A 23694-nucleotide genomic window follows, 5' to 3' on the forward strand; every position below is an offset into this window, starting at 1 on the left:
GCTACCTGCTACCTGCTACCTGCTACCTGCTACCTGCTACCTGCTACCTGCTACCTGCTACCTGCTACCTGCTACCTTTCCTCCTGCCGCAATTTTATCTGTCGTACCTGGTCGCGCCGGTTCCCTTTGCCTTGTTTCATTAATTATCATTCGATTTTCAGAGCGTTGCCGCACTTTTCAGCATCGAAACCTATTGGTCGGATTCTGTTCATTCATTACCATTGGGTTCAGGATTTGAAAGGACAATGACCGGAAGGAAACGATGATGGTGAAAAGAATGGAACTGATAGAGGCAAAAGTCGAAACGCTGCTGATTGATGTGGCGGTGATTAAGACGAACTATGCAACCAAAGTCGATATTGAAAGCGTTAAAAAAGAGTTGCAGGCTTCCGTTAATACACAAACCAAATGGCTTATTGCGGCACTGTTTATCGTACTGGGGACAGGATTGGGCATTGCTCGTTTACTATTTTAGCACCTGCAAAAAGGCCATTCCGTATCGGAACGGCCTTTGTTTTTACTACGCGGGTGAAAACCGCTGGCGCGGATTAATGGTGCGTAATAACAGAAGTGATAACGCCGGTCGCTACGGCAATCAGTACGTAGTTACCGTCAATTTTCTGCCAGCGATGGCCTGCCGGTGGTGCTTTCAGACCATGTTTGTGCCAGTCATTTACCTGGTAACCTTCGCCACGGTATTTTTCCGGTAACGGACGCCCTCTGCGGAAGTCCGGATGCTCATCCTGGCGGTGGTCCGCGGGACGCGCGTTATGCTGTGCTTCGCGATGCTGCTCCGGGCGCGAATGGTTCGGCTGTGGGTTGCCGTGCCGTTCCGGCTGAGCGTTACCGTGCTGCTGTTCATGCTTGATCGGCGGCTGGTTATTCTGTGGGCCTTCCGCAAACGCGCTCAGGCTGGTTGTGGTAAACAGAAGCGCAGAAAGAGCAATAATGCCTGACTTTTTCATTTTCATATCCTTGCAGGTCTGATGTTTTTTTTGGTTAACGGTTCCAATCTGGGGGGCAGAAGGGCAACACGCAATCTCAATAATCCGAAGAAGCCGTGCCTTAACGCAAAATTTACGATTGGCTTTCAAAAAGCTAACGCCTGCAGCCCTGACGCTGGCCAATCGGCGCCCCTGACCTTTACCGTACCGAAAAAGCCTGTTCCAGCATAAAGCGCAGCTGCGCCTCGCTATAATTTATCAGCGCATTTTTACTGTTGGCGCGAGCCACAATCCAGTCCATCTCCTCGTGGCTCAGCGGCGGCGGATCCAGCCAGAAAGGCGTGATCGCTTTATCCTGAAGCCAGGAAGCCAGCATACGTGCCGGAGGCAGCGTAAAACCAGGGAAGAGGGCGACGGCCAGCTCGTCCATCAGCTGTTGCTGCTGCTCATTCTCGCTGTCATTAAGCAGCTGCAAAAAAGGCAGCAGCAGGCGACCGCAAACTTCGCCGTGATGGTAATCCTTAATGGCTCCCAGCTCGCCAGCAATGCCGTGGATCACGCCCAGCCCGGCCATACTGAGGCTCAGGCCGCCTTGCCAGGAGGCAATCATCATCTGTTCACGAGCAAAATTGCCCTGCTCATCGTCGTGATTTAAAAAAGGCCAGGCGCTGATAAAGGCGCGCAGACCGCTCAGGGCAGTCTGCCGACTCAGCGCATTGCCTTTGGCAGAAAGGTAAGCTTCAAAAAGATGGGTGAAAGCATCAATGGCGCAGCAGGCAAGAACGGAATCAGGCGCGCCGCGTAGCAAATCGGGATCCAGAATAGCGATATAAGGCACGAAGCTGGTGTGACGCAGCGAAGCCTTCACTTTAATCTCGGCTTTATCCGTTACTACTGCGTTTTGCGTCGCCTCGCTGCCCGTGCCAGCGGTGGTTGGCACGGCAATGACGGGCAGCGTATTGCCGCTTATTGGCGTATCGCCCACCTTTTCCAGATAGCGCAGCGTATTCAGCGGATGCTGACTCAGTGCGGCAAAAGCTTTGGCCGCATCCAGCACGCTGCCGCCGCCAATAGCGACGACTCGCGCAACTTTTCCGCGCCAGCGCGCCACCCACTCATCAAGCTCTGCCGGTGAAGCTTCATGGCGAACTATTTCACAGCCCACCAGCAGCGGCTCTGTCTCTGCCTTCAGCTTTTGCCATGCTTCACCCTGTAAAAACGATCTGGCGCAAAACAGCAGCGTAGGCTGCGGGTTCTGGCTTAATAAGGGGAGCAGTTCACGCAGGCTACCGCGGCCAAAAAAGGTCTGGCGGTTTGCAATCTGGCTGACGATCATTTCGGTCCTTAATGTACAAAAGCGGGTTAATAAGGCAATCAGATGGCTCGCGCAGGGCAGCTGAAGGTAATCATTCTGTCCTGCGGGGCATTAATCACGCTGAAGCGAGTGTCGGAAAGCCGCTGCGCCAGCCAGCCTTCTCGGGTAACGGCAGAAGGAATATATTGCTGCGGATTACTGGAGTAAAGGGGCCCGCTCTCCAGCTGTAGTTTGTCCATCGCAATGCGGAAAGAGGTAAAGCGGTCGACAATTCTGCCTTGCGTGTTGCCTAAAGCCTGCCCACTCAGCGTTTCCATTTTTCCCTCACAGACCATGCCTTTTTCGCCCGATGAACAGCCGGTAAGCAGCTGGCAGGCAAGAAACAACACGGCCAATGCCGAAAGAGAGGAAGAAAGTTTACGGTCCTGCCAGCGCATAGTAGTCCCTTAGCAATGGATAATGATCCAAGTATAGCCCCCCGTTTTTATTCGCTACGGAAAAGGTAAAAACCGGACAAAAACAAGGGAAAAGCCGCGATCTGGACGGGATGTAGCAAAACTATTATCATTTTGTGGCTTATAGCTGAATCAGTTCAGCTAAATAGTTAACAGCAGTTCGCAAACAGATTATTGAGTGCTACAATCCTGACGCTTTTGATACTTCCATCTTATTCCTTGCGGGTTAACGGTCGTTTTTGTCGTCAAAATCGTCAGATGCCTTATTTTGCAGGGGGTTACCAGGCAAGTTTCAAAACAGCTTGTATACTTTTTCTGCACCGGCTGTAGTCCGTGTGGAAAAGCTTAATAGGGCGTCAGGCTGCAAGCACTCTGGCAACAACTTTATCAACCGAACCAATCCTGTGAACAAAAAATCTGCTCTTTTATTAACGCCGCTGGTGTTACTACAACCTGCTGTCGGTCACGCTCAGGCGACGGTCGCGTCAAAGGACGCCGCTTCCGCGCAGGAAGGCTCTCTGATGGTTATCAAACAGCGCAGCGGGCTTTCCGAACTGGATACGCCCGCCGCCGTCAGCGTGGTCAACGGTCAGCAGCTGCGTAACAGTACGCCGCAGGTTAATCTTTCGGAAACGCTGGGCAACGTGCCTGGCCTGCAGATCCAGAATCGACAAAATTACGCCCAGGATCTCCAGCTCTCCGTTCGCGGATTCGGTAGCCGTTCTATGTATGGCGTACGGGGCGTGCGCGTCTATGTCGACGGCATTCCGTCCACCATGCCGGACGGCCAGGGGCAGACCTCTAACATTGATATCAATTCGGTTGATAAAGTCGAAGTGCTGCGCGGCCCTTACTCCGCGCTTTACGGCAACGCCTCGGGCGGCGTGGTTAATATCGACAGCGAAACCGGCAGCCAGCCGACAACCTTAACCGCAGGCACTTACTACGGCAGCTACGGTAGCTGGCGCAACAGCGTGAAGGCAAGCGGCGCAACCGGCGACGGCACGCATGCTGGTGATGTGAACTATATGATTTCCGGTTCGCGTTTTACCACGCGTGGTTTTCGCAATCAGAGCGGTACGCAAAAAAGCCTGGGCAACGGTAAGTTCGGTGTACGCATCGATGATGTCAGCACCTTAACGCTGATGTTCAATACGGTTTCGGTAGATGCCAACGATCCGGGTGGCCTGACCCGCGACGAGTGGAAAGCCAATCCTCGCCAGTCGCCGCGTGGCGATACTTTTAACACCCGGAAAAGCCTCGATCAGACGCAGCTTGGCCTGCGCTATCAGCGTGAAATGAGCGATAACGACCAGCTTACCTTCACTGCCTGGCACGGCGAGCGGCACACCACGCAATACCAGTCCATTCCCGTTGCCGTACAAAAAAATCCTGCCTATCCGGGCGGCGTTATCGTACTCGAACGCAAATATTCCGGTGTGGATACCCGCTGGAAGCATAACGACCAGCTTGGTTCCGTACCGTTCAGCGTCACGGGCGGTCTGGATTATGAAACGCTGACCGAACGTCGTCAGGGCTTTGAAAACTATCAAATGGTGAACGGCAGCACGCTGTTGGGCGAAAAGGGAAACCTGCGCCGCAACGAAAAAAACGTGATGTGGAATCTCGATCCCTACCTGCAAACCAGCTGGGATCTGACGCCGAAGTGGACGCTGGATGCCGGTCTGCGCTATAGCACCGTCAGCTTTGATTCAACAGATTATTACGTCACGACCGGCAACGGTGATGACAGCGGCAGCAAGCGCTACCACAAGCTACTGCCGATGGGCTCTTTAAACTACGCGCTGACGGATGCCTCGAATCTCTATTTTTCTGCCGGTCGCGGCTTTGAAACGCCAACCATTAACGAGCTTTCTTATCGCTCAATCAGCGGTAGCGAGACCGGCCTGAACCTGGGGCTGAAGCCTTCTACCAGCGACACCTTTGAGCTGGGTAGCAAAACCCGCGTCGGCTACGGACTGTTTACCGCCGCGCTGTTCCAGACCAATACCGATAACGAGCTGGTGGTGGCAGAGAGCAGCAACGGACGCTCGGTGTATAAAAATGCGGGCAAGACTCGCCGTCGCGGTCTGGAACTGGCGTTCGATCAGCAGTTTGCCGAAAACTGGCAGCTGAAGATGGCCTGGACGCTGCTGGACGCCACCTATCGTAATGAAACCTGTAGCGACAGCGGCAGCTGTACGCCTTCCGGCAATCGTCTGCCAGGCGTAGCGCGGAATATGGGCTACGCTTCTTTAGGCTGGATGCCGGAAGAGGGCTGGCATGCGGGGGCGGAAGTTCGCTACATGAGCAGTATTCAGGCCGATGATGAAAACGACGCGAAAGCGCCATCCTATACGGTTACCAGCCTGAACAGCGGCTATCGTTTTAACTGGGACAAGTGGTCGCTTGATACCTTTGCCCGCGTCGATAACCTGTTTGATAAAGAGTATGTCGGGTCGGTCATCGTTAATGAAGGCAATGGACGCTATTACGAGCCGGCGCCGGGACGCAACTATGGCGTCGGTGCAACGCTCACCTATACCTTTATGTAAAAGAATCCAGAACAGCCTGCCGCCAGGTGTAAATCTGACGGCGGGTTCAAAACACCGGGATGGATAATCAGTATGAAACCGGGTGTTTTTTGCGATTCAGCCTGTGCGCTTAATCGAAGACGTTAAATTTTGGTAAGGTCCATACTATGCAAAGTAAAGCACCGTTATCACGGACTCTCGTGATGCTTACGGCTGTATTTGCCGCGATCAGCGGGTTATACCTGTTGATTGGCGGTATCTGGCTGGCCAAACTCGGCGGCTCGTTCTACTACATCATCGCTGGTGTTGTTGAGCTGGTTGTCGCCTGGCTACTGTTCCGTCGCCGCTCTTCAGCTTTAATGCTGTATGCGGTTTTCCTGCTGGCAACGCTGATTTGGTCGTTGTGGGAAGTAGGCTCTGACTTCTGGGCGCTGACACCGCGTCTTGACGTGACCTTCTTCCTTGGCCTGTGGCTGGTACTGCCTTTCGTTTACCGTGGCCTGTCTCAGGGCAAAGCGGCACGCGGCGCGCTGAGCGCGGTGCTGGTGGTAACGGTGATCGCACTGGCTTACGCCGTGTTTAACGATCCGCAGGAAATCAACGGTTCCCTTAACGCGGAACAGGCTGCGAACGTTAACAAATCTGCTGACGGCATCGCTGCAGGCGACTGGCCTGCTTACGGTCGTACTCAGGGCGGCACCCGCTACTCGCCGCTGACGCAGATTAACGACAAAAACGTTGGTCAGCTGAAAGAAGCGTGGACCTTCCGTACCGGTGATATGAAGCGCCCAACCGATCCAGGCGAGCTGACTGACGAAGTCACGCCAATCAAAGTGGGTGATTCTCTTTATCTGTGTACGCCACACCAGATCCTGTTTGCGCTGGATGCGGCTACCGGTAAAGAGAAGTGGAAATTCGATCCACAGCTGAAAGCCGATCCTTCCTTCCAGCACGTAACCTGCCGTGGCGTTTCTTATCATGAAACGCCAGCTGCCGCAGCGGTGCCAGCTGGCGGCAAGCCTGCGCTGTGCTCACGTCGCGTTATCCTGCCGGTGAACGATGGTCACCTGTATGCGCTGGATGCGGAAACAGGCGCGCTATGCCCGGAATTTGGCGAAAACGGCAAGCTGAATCTGCAGCAGAACATGCCTAACGCCCGTGCGGGTGCTTACGAGCCAACTTCACCGCCAATCATCACCGATAAAACTATCGTGGTGGCGGGTGCGGTAACCGATAACTACTCCACCAAAGAGCCATCTGGCGTAGTGCGTGGTTTTGATGTCAACACTGGCAAACTGCTGTGGGCATTCGATCCAGGCGCGAAAGATCCGAACGTGGTACCGGAAGGCGAGCAGCACTATGTGCCGAACTCACCGAACTCCTGGGCGCCTGCTTCGTATGATGCCAAACTGGATCTGGTTTACCTGCCAATCGGCGTAGCAACGCCGGATATCTGGGGCGGTAACCGTACACCGGAAATGGAGCGTTACGCGACCGGTATGCTGGCGCTGAACGCGACCACCGGTAAAGTGGCGTGGTTCTACCAGACCGTTCATCACGATCTGTGGGATATGGACGTGCCTGCACAGCCGACGCTGGCTGATATCACCGTGAAAGACGGCAGCACCGTTCCGGTCATTTATGTACCGACCAAAACAGGCGACATCTTTGTACTGGACCGTCGTACCGGCAAGGAAGTTGTGCCTGCACCGGAAACACCAGTGCCGCAGGGCGCTGCCAAAGGCGACCACGTGTCTCCTACGCAGCACTTCTCTGAGCTGACCTATCGTCCGAAGAACAAACTCTCCGGCGCGGATATGTGGGGCGCAACGATTTACGATCAGCTGATCTGTCGCGTAATGTTCCACAGCCTGCGTTACGAAGGCCCGTTCACGCCACCTTCAGAGCAGGGCACCCTGGTGTTCCCGGGCAACCTGGGTATGTTCGAGTGGGGCGGTATCTCTGTTAATACCGATCGTCAGATTGCTATTACTAACCCGATGGCGCTGCCTTTCGTTTCTCGCCTGATCCCACGTGGTCCAAACAACCCGCTGTGGCCAAACGAGAACGATAAAGGCGGTAGCGGCACGGAAACCGGCGTTCAGCCACAGTACGGCGTACCGTTCGGCGTGACCCTGAATCCGTTCCTGTCTCCGCTGGGCTTCCCTTGCAAACAGCCTGCATGGGGCTACATCTCTGCGGTTGACCTGAAAACCAACGATATCGTGTGGAAAAAGCGCATCGGTACCGTTCGCGACAGCTCACCGGTTCCGCTGCCGTTCAAGATGGGTATGCCTATGCTGGGCGGCCCAATCTCTACGGCGGGTAACGTGATGTTTATTGGCGCGACGGCGGATAACTATCTGCGCGCGTTTAGCGTGACCAACGGTGAAAAACTGTGGCAGGCTCGTCTGCCGGCCGGTGGCCAGGCTACGCCAATGACCTATGAAGTGAACGGCAAGCAGTACGTGCTGATCGCGGCAGGTGGTCACGGCTCATTCGGCACCAAACTGGGCGACTACATTGTTGCCTATGCGCTGCCGGACGACGCGAAAAAATAAGTTATCCTGGCGGAGCTAATCCGCAGCGATAACGGCTATCAGGGGCGTCCTTAACGGGACGCCCTTTTTTTATCTGTTATTACCCGACGAGCAAAGCGCGTGTCATGGACTAAGAGAAAGCGTAATGAACAGCCAGGCATTTTTACCGGTGAAAATCGGCAATATCAAGCGACCCGTAATTTATATTTAAGTTCCTTAACTTACGATTAATTATTTATAACAACTCGTTAGAGATGTGCTTATTTTCTCATCAATTCTAAACCCTTCCTAAACCGCGCTGTTTTCAGAATCCAGCCTGTTACCTTATTCGCATTTCCTTAATCTTTTCCTAATGTTTCTCACTTATTGTTCAGGATCTGTTGATTCAAATACCCTTATCTCATGCCACAATAGCTTACTTTTCGTGTGAATTTGATGTGAACGGGAAGTAAAGAAAAGTCGTTACTTAGACAGATGATCGTCGGACGTCACGTTAATAAAAGTTAATGATTTAACCGCTTTACGAGTGGTGTTAATCGCACAATCTGCTAAATTGGCCTCCAGACGATCGGTAAAGGAGTTTAATAGTGTCCCACTTTCTTCCTTTTTCCCGGCCAGCGCTGGGTGAACACGAGCTGGCTGCGGTCAGTGAAGTGATGCGCTCAGGCTGGATTACCACCGGCCCTAAAAATCAGCAGCTTGAACAGGCCTTTTGTGAACTTACCGGAAATCGTTACGGCATTGCCGTCAGTTCGGCTACGGCGGGTATGCACGTAACGTTAATGGCATTGGGGATTGGACCGGGAGATGAGGTTATTACGCCTTCGCTCACCTGGGTTTCCACGCTCAATATGATTGCTCTGCTGGGCGCCGAGCCGGTGATGATTGATGTCGATCGCGACACGCTGATGGTCACGCCAGAGGCGATTGAAGCCGCTATCACGCCACGGACAAAAGCTATCGTGCCCGTTCACTACGCCGGGGCACCTGCCGATATCGACGCTATTCACGCGTTGGGCCTGCGCCATGGTATTGCGGTCATTGACGATGCGGCACATGCGGCCGGTACTTACTATCGCGACAGGCACGTTGGCGCGACCGGCACCGCCATTTTCTCGTTTCACGCCATTAAAAATATGACCTGCGCGGAAGGCGGCCTGGTCGTCACCGACAACGAAGATCTGGCAAACCGCATTCGCAGCCTGAAGTTTCATGGCCTGGGCGTGGACGCTTTCGACAGGCAAACCCACGGCCGTGCGCCACAGGCCGAAGTCATTATGCCTGGCTACAAATATAATCTGGCCGATATCAACGCGGCTATCGCGCTGGTACAGCTGGACAAACTCAAAGAGCTTAATGCGCGGCGCAGCGAAATTGCTAACCGCTATCTCCGCGAGCTGGCCGACACGCCGTTTCAACCGCTGGCTCAGCCGGACTGGCCACACCAGCACGCCTGGCATCTGTTTATTATTCGCGTTGACCAGGCGCGCTGTGGCCTGAATCGCGATGAGCTGATGCAGGCGCTGAAAGAGCGCGATATCGGTACTGGCCTGCACTTCAGAGCAGCCCATACGCAAAAATATTACCGTGAACGTTTCCCAACGCTCTCTTTACCTGCCACGGAGTGGAACTCAGACCGTATCTGTTCTATCCCGCTGTTCCCCGGTATGACCGATGAAGATGTAAGCCGCGTTATTGCTGCGCTGCGTGAAATTGCTGAGAAACACCATGTCTGAACAACCCATTAAAAAAGTTTCTGTTGTTATCCCTGTTTATAACGAACAGGAAAGCTTGCCTGAACTGGTACGCCGCACCACGACCGCCTGCGCCACCTTATCGCAGGCATATGAAATCGTGCTGGTGGATGACGGCAGCAGCGACAGCTCGGCTGAGATGCTGACCGCCATGGCGGAAGAGCCGGGCAGCCATGTGGTCGCCGTGCTGCTTAACCGTAACTACGGCCAGCACTCGGCGATTATGGCTGGCTTTAGCCACGTCAGCGGCGATCTGATTATCACGCTGGACGCCGATTTACAGAACCCACCTGAAGAGATCCCGCGTCTGGTTGAAAAAGCGGAAGAGGGCTATGACGTGGTGGGCACCGTCAGGCAGAACCGCCAGGATAGCTGGTTCCGAAAAAAGGCGTCGCGGATGATCAATCATCTTATCCAGCGCGCGACCGGCAAAGCGATGGGCGATTATGGCTGTATGCTGCGTGCCTACCGCCGCCATATCATTGAAGCGATGCTGCACTGTCACGAGCGCAGCACGTTTATTCCTATCCTTGCCAATACGTTTGCCCGGCGGGCCATTGAGATCCCGGTGCTGCATGCGGAGCGCGAATTTGGCGATTCCAAATATAGCCTGATGCGCCTGATCAACCTGATGTATGACCTGGTGACCTGTCTGACTACAACGCCGCTGCGCATGCTTAGCGTCGTTGGCAGCCTGATTGCGCTGGCCGGGTTCGCATTTTCGCTGTTATTGATTCTGTTACGCCTGTTTTTTGGCCCGGCGTGGGCCGCCGACGGCGTCTTTATGCTGTTTGCCGTACTGTTTATTTTTATCGGCGCGCAGTTTGTGGGCATGGGACTGTTGGGTGAATACATCGGCCGTATCTATAACGATGTCCGTGCTCGCCCCCGCTACTTTATTCAACGCGTTATTAATTCATCTTTCACTGGCTCTTCTGAGGACGACAAAAAATGAAAGCAATAGTTTTTGCTTACCACGACATAGGTTGTATTGGCATTAATGCTCTGGTGAAAGCGGGTTATGAAATTGAAGCCATTTTTACGCATGCGGATACAGCAACAGAAAACCACTTTTTTGCCTCGGTAGCGCGTACGGCGGCGGAGCAGGGTATTCCTGTTTTTGCCCCTGAGGAAGTCAATCATCCGCTCTGGATAGATCGTATTAAGGCGATGAATCCGGACGTTATTTTCTCTTTCTACTACCGCAACCTGCTGTGTGAAGAGATCCTGAACTGCGCCAGCGCCGGTGCCTTCAATCTGCACGGGTCGCTGCTGCCAAAATACCGTGGCCGCGCGCCGCTGAACTGGGCGCTGGTAAATGGCGAAACCGAAACGGGCGTCACGCTGCACCGTATGACGGCGCGCGCTGATGCAGGTGCTATTCTGGCCCAGCACACCGTTGCTATCGCCGAGGAAGATAATGCGCTGACGCTGCACCGCAAGCTTAACGCTGCGGCCGAACAGCTACTGGGCGAGACGCTACCAGCGCTGAAAGAAGGGAAGGTTGCCGAACGTCCTCAGGATGAAAGTCAGGCTACCCGCGTGGGCCGCCGTACGCCGGATGATGGCCGTATCGACTGGACGAAGCCAGCGGAAACTATCAATAACCTGGTTCGCGCCGTCACCGATCCGTGGCCGGGGGCTTTTGGCTATATTGGCTCGGCAAAATTTATTATCTGGAAAGGTAAGGTCAGACGCGATCTGCCTGCGGCAAAAGCGGGTACCGTGCTGTCCGCCAACCCGCTGATTATCGCCTGCGGCCAGGATGCGCTGGAAGTGATCACCGGCCAGAGTGAGAATGGCGTTTACATGCAGGGCTCACAGCTGGCGCAAACGCTTGGGCTGGTGAATGGCGCGCTGCTAAGCAATCAGCCTGCCTCCGTTATTAAGCGCCGTACCCGCGTGTTGATCCTTGGCGTTAACGGGTTTATCGGTAATCATCTGACAGAGCGTCTGCTGCAGGACGATAACTTCGAAGTCTACGGTCTGGATATCGGTTCGGACGCGATTAGCCGCTTTATCGGCCGCCCGCGTTTTCAGTTTGTCGAAGGCGATATCAGCATCCATTCAGAGTGGATTGAATATCACATTAAAAAATGCGACGTCATTCTGCCGCTGGTCGCTATCGCCACGCCGATTGAATATACGCGCAATCCGCTGCGCGTTTTCGAGCTGGATTTTGAAGAAAACCTGAAGATTATCCGCGACTGCGTAAAATACAAAAAGCGCATTATTTTCCCTTCCACTTCTGAAGTTTACGGTATGTGTACCGATGCCAACTTCGATGAAGATCACTCTAACCTGGTGGTCGGGCCAATCAATAAACAGCGCTGGATCTACTCCGTTTCTAAACAGCTGCTGGACCGCGTGATCTGGGCCTATGGCGATAAAGAAGGCCTGCGCTTTACCTTATTCAGGCCGTTTAACTGGATGGGGCCGCGTCTGGACAACCTGAACGCCGCACGTATCGGCAGTTCCCGCGCCATCACGCAGCTTATTCTCAACCTGGTAGAAGGCTCGCCGATTAAGCTGATCGACGGTGGCCGCCAGAAGCGCTGCTTTACCGACATCCGCGATGGTGTAGAAGCGCTGTTCCGCATTATTGAAAACAAAAACAATAACTGCGACGGCCAGATCATCAATATCGGTAACCCGGACAACGAAGCGAGCATTAAAGAGCTGGCAGAGCAGCTGCTGGCCAGCTTCGATCGTCATCCACTGCGCGACAGCTTCCCGCCGTTTGCCGGTTTCCGCGAGGTTGAAAGCAGCACCTATTATGGTAAAGGCTACCAGGACGTTGAACACCGTAAGCCAGCCATACGTAACGCTCGCCGCCTGCTGAACTGGACGCCGGAAGTGAAAATGGAAAAAACCATCGACGCGACGCTGGACTTCTTCTTACGCACCGTTGAAGACGTGGAAAAAGCTCAATGATAAAAGTCGGGCTTCGTATTGATGTTGATACGTGGCGTGGCACGCGTGATGGCGTGCCCCGACTACTGGAAATCCTTAAGCGGCATCGTACCCGCGGCAGTTTTTTCTTCAGCGTTGGCCCGGACAATATGGGACGCCATTTATGGCGTCTGTTAAAGCCAAAGTTCTTGTGGAAAATGCTGCGCTCCAACGCCGCCTCGCTGTATGGCTGGGACATTCTGCTGGCAGGTACCGCCTGGCCTGGCCGCATCATTGGCAAGGGCCAGCGCGATATTCTGAAAAAAACGGCGGAAGAGCACGAGGTCGGGCTACATGCCTGGGATCATTTTGCCTGGCAAACCTGGGCAGGCGTCTGGTCGCCTGACGAGCTGTCACGGCAAATTGCCCTGGGCAAGGACGCCTTAAGTACCCTTATCGGCCAGCCCGTCACCTGTTCAGCCGTAGCGGGCTGGCGGGCCGACCAGCGCGTGGTCGACGCTAAGGAACCTTTTCACTTCAGCTATAACAGCGACTGCCGCGGCAGCAGACCGTTTTTGCCGCTGCTGGAAAATGGCGGTACGGGAACGGTACAGATTCCGGTCACCTTGCCCACATGGGATGAAGTGGTTGGCTCTTCCGTCAGCAAGGAAGCGTTCAACGACTTTATTATCAGGAAGATAAAAGAGGATAAGGGCACGCCGGTTTACACTATTCATGCCGAAGTGGAAGGCATTGTCATGAGCGACATGTTTGACCAGCTGTTGACGCTGGCCGAGCGTGAGGGCATTTGCTTTTGCCCGCTAAGCGAATTGCTGCCTGAAAATATCAGCCATCTACCGACAGGAAAAATTGTGCGGCGCAGCCTTGCTGGTCGTGAAGGATGGCTTGGATGCGAACAATTAATGGAGTAGGGGAGTAATGGAGCAATGAAAATGAGAAATGGTCTTCTCCTGGTGCTGCTGTTTGCTCTGTATTACCTGGTGCCGCTGGAGTTTCGCCCGCTCTGGCAACCCGATGAGACCCGTTATGCTGAAATCAGCCGTGAAATGCTGGTCAACGGTAACTGGGTTGTGCCGCATTTTTTCGATCTTCGCTATTTTGAAAAACCCATTGCCGGTTACTGGATTAACAATATTAGTCAGCTGATTTTTGGCCACACTAATTTTGCCGTCCGCTTTGGCTCCGTTTTTTCCATTACGCTTTCCGCCCTGCTGGTTTACTGGCTCACGCTCAGCATCTGGCAGCGGCGCACCACTGCGCTGCTGGCGGGCATCATCTTTCTTAGCAGCCTGCTGGTTTATGGCGTCGGCAGCTATGCGGTGCTCGATCCAATGATCACACTGTGGCTGGTGGCGGCTATGTGCTGTTACTGGCTGGCGATAAACGCGCGCGGCACGGCAAAAAAAGTGTTGGCCTGGCTGCTGCTGGGGCTGGCGTGCGGCATGGGCTTTATGACCAAAGGCTTCCTGGCGCTGGCGGTGCCGGTTATCGCTATTTTACCGTTTGCCATTATGCAAAAGCGTTTCAAAGAGCTGTTGCTGTTTGGGCCGCTGGCTATCGTTGGTGCAGCGCTGATCAGCGCGCCCTGGGCCATCGCTATTGCGCAACGTGAAGCTGATTTCTGGCACTACTTTTTTTGGGTTGAACATATTCAGCGCTTTGCGGAAGACAACGCGCAGCATAAGGCGCCTTTCTGGTATTACCTGCCGGTACTGGTGTTAGGGTGCCTTCCGTGGCTGGGACTCTTGCCCGGCGCGCTACGCAGCGGCTGGCAGCAACGGCGTGAAACGCCGGGCGCTTTTTATCTGCTGAGCTGGACAATAATGCCGCTGCTGTTTTTCAGCATCGCTAAAGGTAAACTGCCCACCTATATCCTGCCTTGCTTTGCGCCGCTGGCCGCCTTAATGGCGCAGCAGGCGCTGGCCGTAGTGGCAGCCAAAGGAAGGGCGTTAAAAGTTAACGGCTGGATTAACCTGCTCTTCGGCGCGCTCTGCGCCATCACGGTACTGATTTTCCTGGCACCGTGGGGCCCGGCGAAACATCCCGTTTATAGCCATCATGAACTATTCAGAGTAGTGCTGGCCGCGGGCGCGTTTTTGCTGTGGGGATTATGCGGCCTGCTAACGTTAAAAACGCCCGAACGACGCTGGCTGCTGGCGGCCTGTTGTCCGCTGGCGTTGGCGCTGGTCGTAGGGCAAGCCATTCCGGAGCATGTCAGAGAAGGCAAGCTGCCGCAGGAGTTCGTTCGCCAGATGAAAAGCGAGCTGGCCCCAAGCCACTTTATCCTGGCGAACACGCCCGGCATGGCCTCTACGCTGGCATGGGAGCTACGACGTAGCGATATCATTCTTTATTCCCAGCCGGGCGAAATGCAGTATGGCCTTAGCTATCCGGATGCCAGCCACAAGTTTATTCCTGCCGGACAGCTTGCTGCCTGGCTACAGCAGTACAGGAGACAGGGTAGCGTGTCGCTGGTGATGATAGTGCAGCGGGATAACCAGAACCCGGATGCTGATGTGCCGCAGGCGGATGCCGTTTACCGCAAGGGACGCCTGATCGTCTGTCAATACTCGCAGCAGCCATGAATATTCTGCTGATCGTTTTCGCCAGCCTGCTGAGCTGCGCCGGACAGCTTTGCCAAAAGCAGGCGGCGCATCATGGCTTACTGAAAGGGAAATGGCATTTGCTGTTCTGGCTGGGGCTAAGCGTGCTGCTGCTGGGCTGCGCGATGCTGGTCTGGCTGCGAATATTGCAACAGGTACCGGTCGGCGTGGCTTACCCCATGCTGAGCCTGAATTTTATCTTTATTGCGCTGGCGGCCCGCTGGCTATGGAAAGAGCCCGTTTCTGTGCGGCACTGGCTGGGTATCGGCCTGATTGTAGCGGGCGTAGCGGTGATGGGGGCCTGGGCCTGATGGGAATTTTACTGGCGCTGTGTAGCGTTTTACTGGTAAGCGGGGCGCAGCTGCTGATGCGCTGGTCGATGATTAACCTGCCTGCCGCCAGCGATCCGGCGGCTTTTTTCCCGGCACTCTTAACGTTTTCTCCTGCCGTCATCGGGCTGGCTGGCGGGCTGGCGGCCTATGCGCTGTCAATGCTCTGCTGGCTGCTGGCGCTGCAACGGGTCGCGCTCAGCAAAGCCTATCCGCTGCTGAGCCTAAGCTATGTCCTGGTGTGGGCCGCGGCGCTTTTTTTACCGGCGCTTCATGAGCCTTTCCGCTGGGGGAAACTGGCAGGGGTAGTGCTTATCTTTAGCGGGCTGCTGTTTATTTGCTGGCCAGCGAAAAAGCCACGCAGCGGGCAGTAATCAGCGTATTTAAAACGGGCAGGGCTGGTTGCGGAGCGCCGCGCCGCCTGCCTGAATCCTGCTTTATAAAATATTCCTTTACATTCAAACACTTTCGTCCGGTTGCCAGCACAAAAAGAATGATAATCGTTCGTTTTAGCGGTATATTTGTTAATAATTATCGATATTGTTCTTATGGAGACGCTACGTGACAATTCGTTCCTGGATGTTGGCCAGCTCGCTGGTCATTTCTGCTGGCTGTGCGGCCACCACCTATCCCTTGCAGATTACCGATATGGATAATCAGAAAGTCACGCTGGATAAGGAGCCGCAGCATGTCATTTTGCAGGATGGCCGCGATGTTTTAGCCTTAGCGCTGCTGGATCGTGAAGATCCTTTCCGTCGCGTGGTAGCCTGGAATAATTTGCCGAAAAAGCAGGATCCGCAGACCTGGGATCTGCTGAAGAAAGCCTGGCCGGAAGCAACGAAGATCCTGGATATGGGTTTTAATGACCAGGGGCAGGTTAACCTGGAAAGCGTTATCGCTGAAAAGCCGGATTTGATGATCGCTCAGCTGCGTGCCAAAGCCGCGCTAAAGCAGACCGGCGTGCTGGATACGATGCAGCGGCTGCATATTCCGGTGGTGTTTGTTGATTATGAACTTCATCCGGCACAAAACACGGCTAACAGCGTTACCCTGCTGGGCAAGGTGCTTAATCAGGAAGCCCGTGCGAAAGAGTATACCGATTTTTATCACCAGCGCTGGGATGCTATCCAGCAGCAGATTGCTCAGGTAAAACAGAAGCCGACGGTATTTATTGAACCTATTGCGGGTAACTCGGACAGCTGCTGCTTTACTCACGGCCACAACGGCTGGGGCGGGCTGGTAGAGGCGGTTGGCGGCAAAAACATTGGCTCCAGCCTGCTGCCGGGGTCGTCAGGTTTTGTCGCGCTGGAAAAAATTATCGCCATGAAGCCGGACGTTTATATTATGTCGGGTTCTAAACGTCCGAATAATAACGTACTGCCGTTCGGTTATAACGTTTCCCTTAACGACGTCGCCGTTACCTTTAATAAACTGATTAACCGTACTGGCCTGCAGCAAATCACGCCGGTGAAAGAAGGCAGGGCATACGGTATTTATCATCATTTTTATAACCATCCCTACAATATTATCGGGATGGAGATACTGGCCAAAGATCTTTATCCAGCCCGCTTTGCGACGCTTAATCCCGAGGCCGATTTTCATCAGATCGTTACCCGCTTTACTAAGCTTCCTGACGACCCGGTAGTGCTGAGTTACGCTTCGAAGCAGCAATAAGGTTCGGGTAAAGGGTCCGCTTATCCAGTTCGCCTCCGCTGCCAGAAGGCTGTAGTGTTGCTGCAAAAATGCCGAAATATACGGCCTGTGTAGGTTTATAAGCAGCTTGAAAGGCGACAACTTGTCGCCTTTTCGCGTTATGATCGCCGCAATTTTTTTGGATTAACGAAAATGTCAGAAACGTTCCCCCTGCTTAACGTGCAGGGTGTTACTTACAGCCAGCAGGGCGTAACCTTGCTGGCACCCGTTTCCTTTACGCTTGATGCAGGTGAGTTCGTCTGGCTGACCGGGCCATCCGGCAGCGGCAAAAGCACCTTATTAAAAATTATCGCCTCGCTGCTGGAGCCTGACGGCGGAACGCTTTTCTTTCAGGGCAGGGCAATAAGCGAGCTGAAGCCGGAAAGCTATCGACAGCAGGTTTCTTACTGCTTCCAGACGCCGGTTTTGTTTGGCGAAACGGTGTATGACAACCTGGCTTTACCCTGGCAAATTCGCCGAAAAAAAGTAGAGGCTGCGGCGTTAAAGAGCGGATTGCGCCAGGTCAATTTGCCGTCAGACATACTGGAAAAGAAGATCGGCCAGCTTTCCGGCGGAGAAAAGCAGCGGATAGCGCTGCTGCGTAACCTGCAATTCCTGCCGGATATTTTACTGCTGGATGAAATTACCAGCGCGCTGGATGAAGAAAATAAGCAGATTATCAATCAGCTTATTGCCGGACTGGTAAAAGAAAAGGGGACGGCGGCGATCTGGATTAGTCACGACGCGCGGGAAATCGGAGAGGCGCAGCGCGTTATCAGCCTTCGACCGCCAGCAAGGAGAGATGCCGATGAATCAGCATAATATTACCAATGAGTCGCTGGGGCTGGCGCTGATTCTGGTTCTGGTGGCGCTGTTCGTTAGCCGCAAAGAGAAGCTGGGGCTGGAAAAAGATATTATCTGGAGCGTGTCGCGCGCCATTGTGCAGCTGGTTATTGTCGGCTATGTCCTGAAATATATCTTTGACTTACAGAACGCCGCGCTGACGGTATTGATGGTGCTGTTTATCTGCGTTAATGCAGCCTTAAACGCCCGCAAGCGCAGCCGCAATATCGACAACGCGTTTGTGCTGTCGTTTATCGCTATTACGCTAAGTACGACCTTAACGCTGGTCATTTTAGTCATGAGCGGCTCGATTGAATTTATGCCGATGCAGGTGATCCCTGTTTCCGGCATGATTGCGGGCAACGCCATGGTGGCGGTAGGGTTGTGCTACAACAATCTGAACCAGCGCTTCAGCGACAATCAGCAAAAAGTACAGGAAATGCTTAGCCTGGGCGCTTCGGTCAAACTGGCTTCCGCCAGCATTATCCGCGACAGCATCCGTTCCGCGATGATCCCTGGCGTTGACGCCGCCAAAACTGTCGGTCTGGTCAGCCTGCCGGGAATGATGTCGGGTTTGATTTTTGCCGGTATCGATCCGGTAAAAGCGATTAAATACCAGATTATGGTGACTTTTATGCTGCTGGGCACGGCCAGCGTGGCGACTATCGTGGCGGGTTATCTGGCTTACCGACGCTTCTTTACGCCCCGCGCGCAGCTGAAGTCGATGGAATAGAAGCGGCATAAAACGAAAAATGGCGAACGATAATGTTCGCCATTAGTTTATCGACCGGATCAGAAGTTGATGGTCGCGGTAATGCCGCCCACAAACGCATCTTTCACTTCGCTTACCGCACCCGGTGAAGAAACGTATTGCAGGTTTGGACGCAGGTTCATCCAGTTAGTGACGTGAGCGTTATAGTAGATCTCATAGTCATATTCCGAACCGCTCTGGATAGGCAGATAGGTTGGATTATCATAGCTGTTTACGCCGTTTTCCTGATTGGTCTGACGCAGCATCTTGCTGTAATCGCTGTTGACGTGAATACGTGCCGCGCCAACGCCGATCTCATCTTCAGGACGAGCATCGAATGGGCCAGTCCAGACCAGCGCCAGCGACTGGTAGTTATCGGTTTTAGAGGTTTTATGATCGTTCATTACCCCCTGAGCCACGATGCCCAGACCGCGTTTGTTGTCGCCATTCATCGCCATCAGCTGCTGCTGTAACAGCAGATAGCCGCCGTAAGAGTGGTTATCTTCGCCGTACTGGCCGTTGCTGTAGGAGCTGTAGTTATTGCCTTTCACCGACGAGTAGTACATACCCACGCGGTAGTTACCGGCCAGCTTGTCCGGGCCAATTTGCGGTTCCCAGCCCAGTTCAACCGGGACCAGGTTGCCCAGCGTCGGGCTGCCATCCAGACGGAAGCCGTTGCCGGTGTCGTAGTTAGAGGCGGTCTGGTTATAGAAACCAACCTGCAGGAATACCTCCGGCGTGAAATTAAACTTCACGCGGCCGCCCCACTGGGAAACAGGCCAGTTATACCAGCGATCGCCGCGCCAGTTACCCGCCTGGCCACCGCCAAACGCCAGGTTCTGGAACTTGCTTGGCCAGCTGTCAAAATCTTCGCCCACGGTCACGCGACCCGCTTTTACTTCTACCGCATGATCGAAGAAGCCCTTATTCAGCCAGAACTGGGTCAGGCGCCAGGTCTGCCCGCGTCCCCAGACTTCCTGCACGGAAGAGAGCCCGCCGGAACGCGGATCGTTAATATATTGCGTTAAATCCTGGCCGTTACGGCTGGTGATGGTGGCCTGAAACTGGGTATCGGTCCAGTTCAGCAGTTTTTCCAGATCCAGCGTGGTGCCAAAGCCCCACTGATCGGTATAGCGTGCGCTGCTTGACTGGTTATAGCCGCCGGAAAAATTGCTGGCGGATTCCATGGTGTAGTTCACCTGAAACTGTATACCTTCCTGCTCCAGCTGGGTTCGGTTGCCGCCCCAGTCGCCAAAGGCATACGGCGAGTCGATGCTCAGCGGCGTATAGTCCGCCAGCGCCTGGTGAGAAGCCAGCAGTAAGCCAAAACCACAGAACGCCACAGTTCTTTTTAGCGTGGTTGTCGGTAATTTGCTTTTCATAGTAGGAGACCTTGTTTTAGTGATAGCGCTGGCCCTGTGAAGACGGCCAGGTTACGGCCACCACGCTGCTGTCAGCATTATCTCCTGTGCGACTCTTGCAAAGCGGTCAGAAGCGCTGACTTAAAGCGGGAAGGACGCTTAGCCGGAATGAAACCACTAAACTGAAAGCATATTGTTATAAATAGTGCTGAATAAGTTTCAATTTTGCTAAAAAGTTCAATTTTTATAGATGGATCACGGTTTAGAGAGGGGCTAAAAGGGGAAGAGGAAAGAAAATGAGCGTATAGCAGGCAAAAGAAAAGGGCCGGAAGACCGGCCCTCAGGCTACGAGATACTCGCAGCAGCGCGTAACAGGAAAAGCAGATCCTGTTGCAGAGCGTTTCTTAACGGCGACCACCGAAGATTTTCGCCGCCAGGAAGCCGATACCGGCAGCAATGGCCAGTGAAACGAACGGCGCGTCCTGGGTTTTGGTTTTTACGCAGTCAAGCGCGTCATCGACAGCATAAGAGGCTTTCGCGGCACCCTGGCGTACCTTGCCCTTGAACTCATGCTCCGGAGACTCAGCGGCTTTACCAAACTGCTCCTGGCCTTTGCCCAGCGCTTCTTCGGCTTTATCGTTGGCTTTATCTAACAGACTCATAGTGCCTCCTTCTTAGTGACATGATTTCCTCATGGATGAAGTAAAAGCATAGACCATCAAAAAGGCGTTGCCGCTGCGTTTATGTGTAAAATTATGAATGATGTAAAGAAAAGGGCCGACAATAGTCGACCCTTGTAAAGAAGCGCGCCCAAAAGAGAGGGCAAGGCTGGCTGGAGTATCAGTGTGACTTCATACCCGCAGCGGTCATCATAAAGCGGAACAGCGTTGCGACAACGCCCAGCGCCATGACGCTACCGGCATAGATGAGAACCATCCACAGGATGCGTTTCCACACCGGCAGTTTAAGTGTCTGTTGTGTTTCAACCATACTTTCCTCCAGCTAACTTTCTCTCCTGCCAGTGGGGCAGGAGAGAACCAGACAATGAATCAGTGATAGTGCTCGTTTGGATTGATTTTTCCGCGGAACACGTAGTAGCTCCAGAAGGTGTAAGCCAGGATCACCGGAATAATCAACAGTCCGCCAACCAGCATAAAGCCCTGGCTCTGCGGTGGTGAAGCCGCCATCCAGATAGTGATATGCGGTGGAATAATGTTCGGCCACACGCTGATGCCCAGACCGGTAAAGCCCAGGAAAACCAGCGCCAGCGTCAGCAGGAACGGTGAGTAGTGCGCATGACGCTTCAGCGCGCGCAGCAGCGCCATAGAAGCCAGCAGCACCAGCACCGGCACCGGCAGGAACCAGAACAGGTTAGGCAGCGTAAACCAGCGATGCATGATGTCCGCGTGCTCCAGCGGCGTCCAGACGCTGACGATGGCGATAATAGCCAGCAGCACCAGCAGCAGTGGTTTAGTGATGGCCGTCATCTTGCGATGCAGCTCGTTCTCGGTTTTCATGATCAGCCAGGTGCTGCCCAGCAGCGCGTACGCCACAACCAGACCCAGACCACAGAACAGAGAGAACGGCGTCAGCCACAGCAGCTCAGGGCCGCTGTAGGCACGGTTCGTCACTTCAAAGCCGTTGATGAAGGTACCCAGCGCCACGCCCTGGCTGAACGTCGCCAGGAACGAACCAACGATAAAAGATTTATCCCAGAACGCACGGTGCTCTTCGGTCGCCTTGAAGCGGAACTCAAAGGCGACGCCACGGAAAATCAGACCGATCAGCATCAGGGTCAGCGGAACGGACAGCGCGTCCAGAATCACCGCATAGGCCAGCGGGAAGGCGCCATACAGCGCCGCGCCGCCCAGCACCAGCCAGGTTTCGTTACCGTCCCAGACCGGCGCGACGGTGTTAACCATCAGATCGCGCTCACCGGCATCCTTGTTAAAAGGAAACAGAATGCCGATACCCAGGTCAAAACCATCCATCACAATGTACATCAGCGTCGAGAACACGATGATGGTGAACCAGATAATAGAAGTATCAATGCCCACGTTATTTATCCTCTTCCGCGCTTAACTTTTCTTTCACGGCAGACAGCGGACGCGCCTGGGTATGACGTGTGCCAGGGCCGCCTTCAGGCTCATGGTGATCGTCGCCTTCGCCCTGTTTTGGCCCTTTCTTAATCAGGTTAAACAGGTAGGTATAGCCCACGCCGAATACTGACGTATAGACCACGATAAAGGCGATCAGGCTGATGCTCATGTGCATGTCGCCATGCGCCGATACCGCATCCTTCGTGCGCAGCAGGCCATAAACCACCCACGGCTGACGGCCAATTTCGGTAGTGAACCAGCCGGCCAGCAGCGCGATCAGGCCAGACGGGCCCATCAGCAACGCAAACCACAGGAACGGACGAGAGGTGTACAGGCGGTTGCGATAACGCAGCCACAGGCTAACCACGCCCAGCAGGATCATCAGCATGCCCAGGCCCGCCATGACGCGGAACGACCAGAACACAATCAGCGAGTCAGGACGATCTTCTTTCGGGAAGGTCTTCAGCGCCGGAACCTGTTTATGCAGGCTGTGCGTCAGGATCAGGCTGCCCAGGTAAGGGATTTCCAGCGCGTATTTGGTTCTTTCCTGCTCCATATCCGGAATACCGAACAGGATCAGCGGCGTCGGTTCACCCGGTGGGTTTTCCCAGTGGCCTTCGATAGCCGCAATTTTCGCTGGCTGGTGCTCAAGCGTATTCAGACCGTGAGCATCGCCCAGTACCGCCTGGATTGGCGAAACGATCAGCGCCATCCACAGTGCCATTGAAAGCATTTTGCGGATTGCAGGCGTGTCGTTTTTGCGCAGCAGGTGCCATGCAGCAGACGAGCCAACAAAGAAGGCGCTCGCCAGGAAAGCCGCGGTGGACATGTGCAGCAATCGGAACGGGAACGAGGGGTTAAAGACAATCTTGAACCAGTCAACCGGAACCACCAGGCCATTCTGAATAGCGTAGCCCTGTGGCGTTTGCATCCAGCTGTTAGACGCGAGGATCCAGAACGTCGAGATGATGGTGCCCAGGGCAACCATACAGGTCGCAAAGAAGTGCAGGCCAGGTCCCACGCGGTTCCAGCCAAACAGCATCACGCCCAGGAAGCCAGCTTCGAGGAAGAATGCGGTAAGCACTTCATAAGTCAGCAGCGGACCGGTGATGCTGCCCGCAAACTGCGAGAAGCCGCTCCAGTTGGTGCCGAACTGGTATGCCATCACCAGGCCGGACACGACGCCCATACCAAAGTTAACGGCGAAGATTTTCGACCAGAAATGGTAGAGGTCGCGATAGTCCTCGTTTTTGGTTTTCAGCCATAAACCTTCCAGCACTGCCAGAAAACTGGCAAGCCCGATGGTAATAGCCGGGAAGATAATATGGAAGGAGACGGTAAACGCGAACTGTATCCTCGCCAGGTGGAACGCATCTAATCCAAACATTGCTTACCTCGATCTAACATAAACTGCCTTTTCTTTTTTATTTACCGCATGTTAACAATGGCTCTACATACATTTTGCAATGCAGCCCTTGTGATGCGGGTATTTCAACGAAGTTTGATCCTGAGACCAAATCGGGAGAAGGAGTAGCAACAGTAATCGGGATCTCAGAGATAA

At 54.1% G+C, this 23694-nt stretch carries 21 protein-coding genes; 13 read left to right on the top strand and 8 right to left on the bottom strand.

The annotated features are described in order from the left end of the window. Positions 1-262 precede the first annotated feature (262 nt). On the top strand, positions 263-475 hold the full coding sequence (locus KUE00_RS18180; protein ID WP_246761407.1) for a hemolysin XhlA: 213 nt from the start codon (positions 263-265) through the stop codon (positions 473-475). A 73-nt stretch (positions 476-548) separates the two neighbouring features. On the opposite strand, the gene KUE00_RS18185 is transcribed toward KUE00_RS18180, so the two are convergent. From KUE00_RS18185 to KUE00_RS18195, 3 genes are all read right to left on the bottom strand, one after another. After that, positions 549-965 (bottom strand): RcnB family protein, encoded by a 417-nt coding sequence (locus tag KUE00_RS18185; protein WP_246761408.1) that lies wholly within the window; start codon positions 963-965, stop codon positions 549-551. Positions 966-1143: 178 nt separating this feature from the next. Next, positions 1144-2280 carry an iron-containing alcohol dehydrogenase gene (locus tag KUE00_RS18190; RefSeq protein WP_246761409.1) on the bottom strand — a complete coding sequence of 379 codons (1137 nt, stop codon included), beginning with the start codon at positions 2278-2280 and terminating at the stop codon, positions 1144-1146. Positions 2281-2318: 38 nt separating this feature from the next. Continuing rightward, positions 2319-2696: a hypothetical protein gene (locus KUE00_RS18195; protein WP_246761410.1), complete on the bottom strand. Its 378-nt coding sequence runs from the start codon at positions 2694-2696 to the stop codon at positions 2319-2321. Between the two features lie 422 nt (positions 2697-3118). Here KUE00_RS18195 and pqqU point away from each other — a divergent pair, with 422 nt between their 5' ends. The 12 genes from pqqU (at position 3119) to fetB (ending at position 18655) form a co-directional block, all read left to right on the top strand. Continuing rightward, positions 3119-5269 carry a TonB-dependent receptor PqqU gene (gene pqqU, locus KUE00_RS18200; RefSeq protein ID WP_425523592.1) on the top strand — a complete coding sequence of 717 codons (2151 nt, stop codon included), beginning with the start codon at positions 3119-3121 and terminating at the stop codon, positions 5267-5269. Between the two features lie 146 nt (positions 5270-5415). Beyond that, entirely contained in the window at positions 5416-7809 is a 2394-nt protein-coding gene (locus KUE00_RS18205) for a glucose/quinate/shikimate family membrane-bound PQQ-dependent dehydrogenase (protein WP_246761411.1), read from the top strand. A gap of 566 nt (positions 7810-8375) precedes the next feature. Further along, the gene (gene arnB, locus KUE00_RS18210) at positions 8376-9524 is read left to right on the top strand and encodes a UDP-4-amino-4-deoxy-L-arabinose aminotransferase (protein ID WP_246761412.1); all 1149 of its coding nucleotides are present in this window, start codon (positions 8376-8378) and stop codon (positions 9522-9524) included. After that, positions 9517-10497 carry an undecaprenyl-phosphate 4-deoxy-4-formamido-L-arabinose transferase gene (arnC, locus tag KUE00_RS18215; protein ID WP_246761413.1) on the top strand — a complete coding sequence of 327 codons (981 nt, stop codon included), beginning with the start codon at positions 9517-9519 and terminating at the stop codon, positions 10495-10497. Before arnB ends, arnC begins: the two co-directional genes overlap by 8 nt. Continuing rightward, entirely contained in the window at positions 10494-12476 is a 1983-nt protein-coding gene (gene arnA / locus KUE00_RS18220; RefSeq protein ID WP_246761414.1) for a bifunctional UDP-4-amino-4-deoxy-L-arabinose formyltransferase/UDP-glucuronic acid oxidase ArnA, read from the top strand. The genes arnC and arnA overlap by 4 nt, the downstream gene beginning before the upstream one ends. Continuing rightward, complete coding sequence (gene arnD / locus KUE00_RS18225; protein ID WP_246761415.1) at positions 12473-13366, top strand: 4-deoxy-4-formamido-L-arabinose-phosphoundecaprenol deformylase; 894 nt, start codon at positions 12473-12475, stop codon at positions 13364-13366. Before arnA ends, arnD begins: the two co-directional genes overlap by 4 nt. 21 nt (positions 13367-13387) lie before the next feature. Next, entirely contained in the window at positions 13388-15040 is a 1653-nt protein-coding gene (gene arnT, locus KUE00_RS18230) for a lipid IV(A) 4-amino-4-deoxy-L-arabinosyltransferase (protein WP_425523593.1), read from the top strand. Next, positions 15037-15369, top strand: a complete 333-nt coding sequence (arnE, locus tag KUE00_RS18235) for a 4-amino-4-deoxy-L-arabinose-phosphoundecaprenol flippase subunit ArnE (RefSeq protein ID WP_246761417.1) — start codon at positions 15037-15039, stop codon at positions 15367-15369. The genes arnT and arnE overlap by 4 nt, the downstream gene beginning before the upstream one ends. Then, a complete protein-coding gene (gene arnF, locus KUE00_RS18240) occupies positions 15369-15761 on the top strand; it encodes a 4-amino-4-deoxy-L-arabinose-phosphoundecaprenol flippase subunit ArnF (RefSeq protein WP_246761418.1) in 393 nt (130 codons plus the stop codon). Before arnE ends, arnF begins: the two co-directional genes overlap by 1 nt. A 205-nt stretch (positions 15762-15966) precedes the next feature. Then, entirely contained in the window at positions 15967-17061 is a 1095-nt protein-coding gene (locus tag KUE00_RS18245; protein ID WP_246761538.1) for an ABC transporter substrate-binding protein, read from the top strand. A 171-nt stretch (positions 17062-17232) separates the two neighbouring features. Further along, the gene (fetA, locus tag KUE00_RS18250; RefSeq protein WP_246761419.1) at positions 17233-17901 is read left to right on the top strand and encodes an iron efflux ABC transporter ATP-binding subunit FetA; all 669 of its coding nucleotides are present in this window, start codon (positions 17233-17235) and stop codon (positions 17899-17901) included. Continuing rightward, on the top strand, positions 17888-18655 hold the full coding sequence (fetB, locus tag KUE00_RS18255) for an iron efflux ABC transporter permease subunit FetB (RefSeq protein ID WP_246761420.1): 768 nt from the start codon (positions 17888-17890) through the stop codon (positions 18653-18655). Before fetA ends, fetB begins: the two co-directional genes overlap by 14 nt. A 59-nt stretch (positions 18656-18714) precedes the next feature. Here the strand turns inward: fetB and KUE00_RS18260 are convergent, their stop codons facing one another. The 5 genes from KUE00_RS18260 to KUE00_RS18280 form a co-directional block, all read right to left on the bottom strand. Then, positions 18715-20055: a carbohydrate porin gene (locus KUE00_RS18260; protein ID WP_246761421.1), complete on the bottom strand. Its 1341-nt coding sequence runs from the start codon at positions 20053-20055 to the stop codon at positions 18715-18717. 383 nt (positions 20056-20438) lie between these two features. Then, positions 20439-20696 carry a CsbD family protein gene (locus KUE00_RS18265; protein WP_246761422.1) on the bottom strand — a complete coding sequence of 86 codons (258 nt, stop codon included), beginning with the start codon at positions 20694-20696 and terminating at the stop codon, positions 20439-20441. A 178-nt stretch (positions 20697-20874) separates the two neighbouring features. After that, positions 20875-21024 carry a DUF2474 domain-containing protein gene (locus tag KUE00_RS18270; protein WP_246761423.1) on the bottom strand — a complete coding sequence of 50 codons (150 nt, stop codon included), beginning with the start codon at positions 21022-21024 and terminating at the stop codon, positions 20875-20877. 59 nt (positions 21025-21083) lie between these two features. Continuing rightward, a complete protein-coding gene (gene cydB, locus KUE00_RS18275) occupies positions 21084-22091 on the bottom strand; it encodes a cytochrome d ubiquinol oxidase subunit II (protein ID WP_246761424.1) in 1008 nt (335 codons plus the stop codon). A 1-nt stretch (position 22092) separates the two neighbouring features. Then, positions 22093-23520: a cytochrome ubiquinol oxidase subunit I gene (locus tag KUE00_RS18280; protein ID WP_246761425.1), complete on the bottom strand. Its 1428-nt coding sequence runs from the start codon at positions 23518-23520 to the stop codon at positions 22093-22095. Positions 23521-23694: the final 174 nt, after the last annotated feature.

Origin of the sequence: Erwinia phyllosphaerae, assembly GCF_019132875.1 — a bacterium.
GTDB classification, from domain to species: Bacteria; Pseudomonadota; Gammaproteobacteria; order Enterobacterales; family Enterobacteriaceae; genus Erwinia; species Erwinia phyllosphaerae.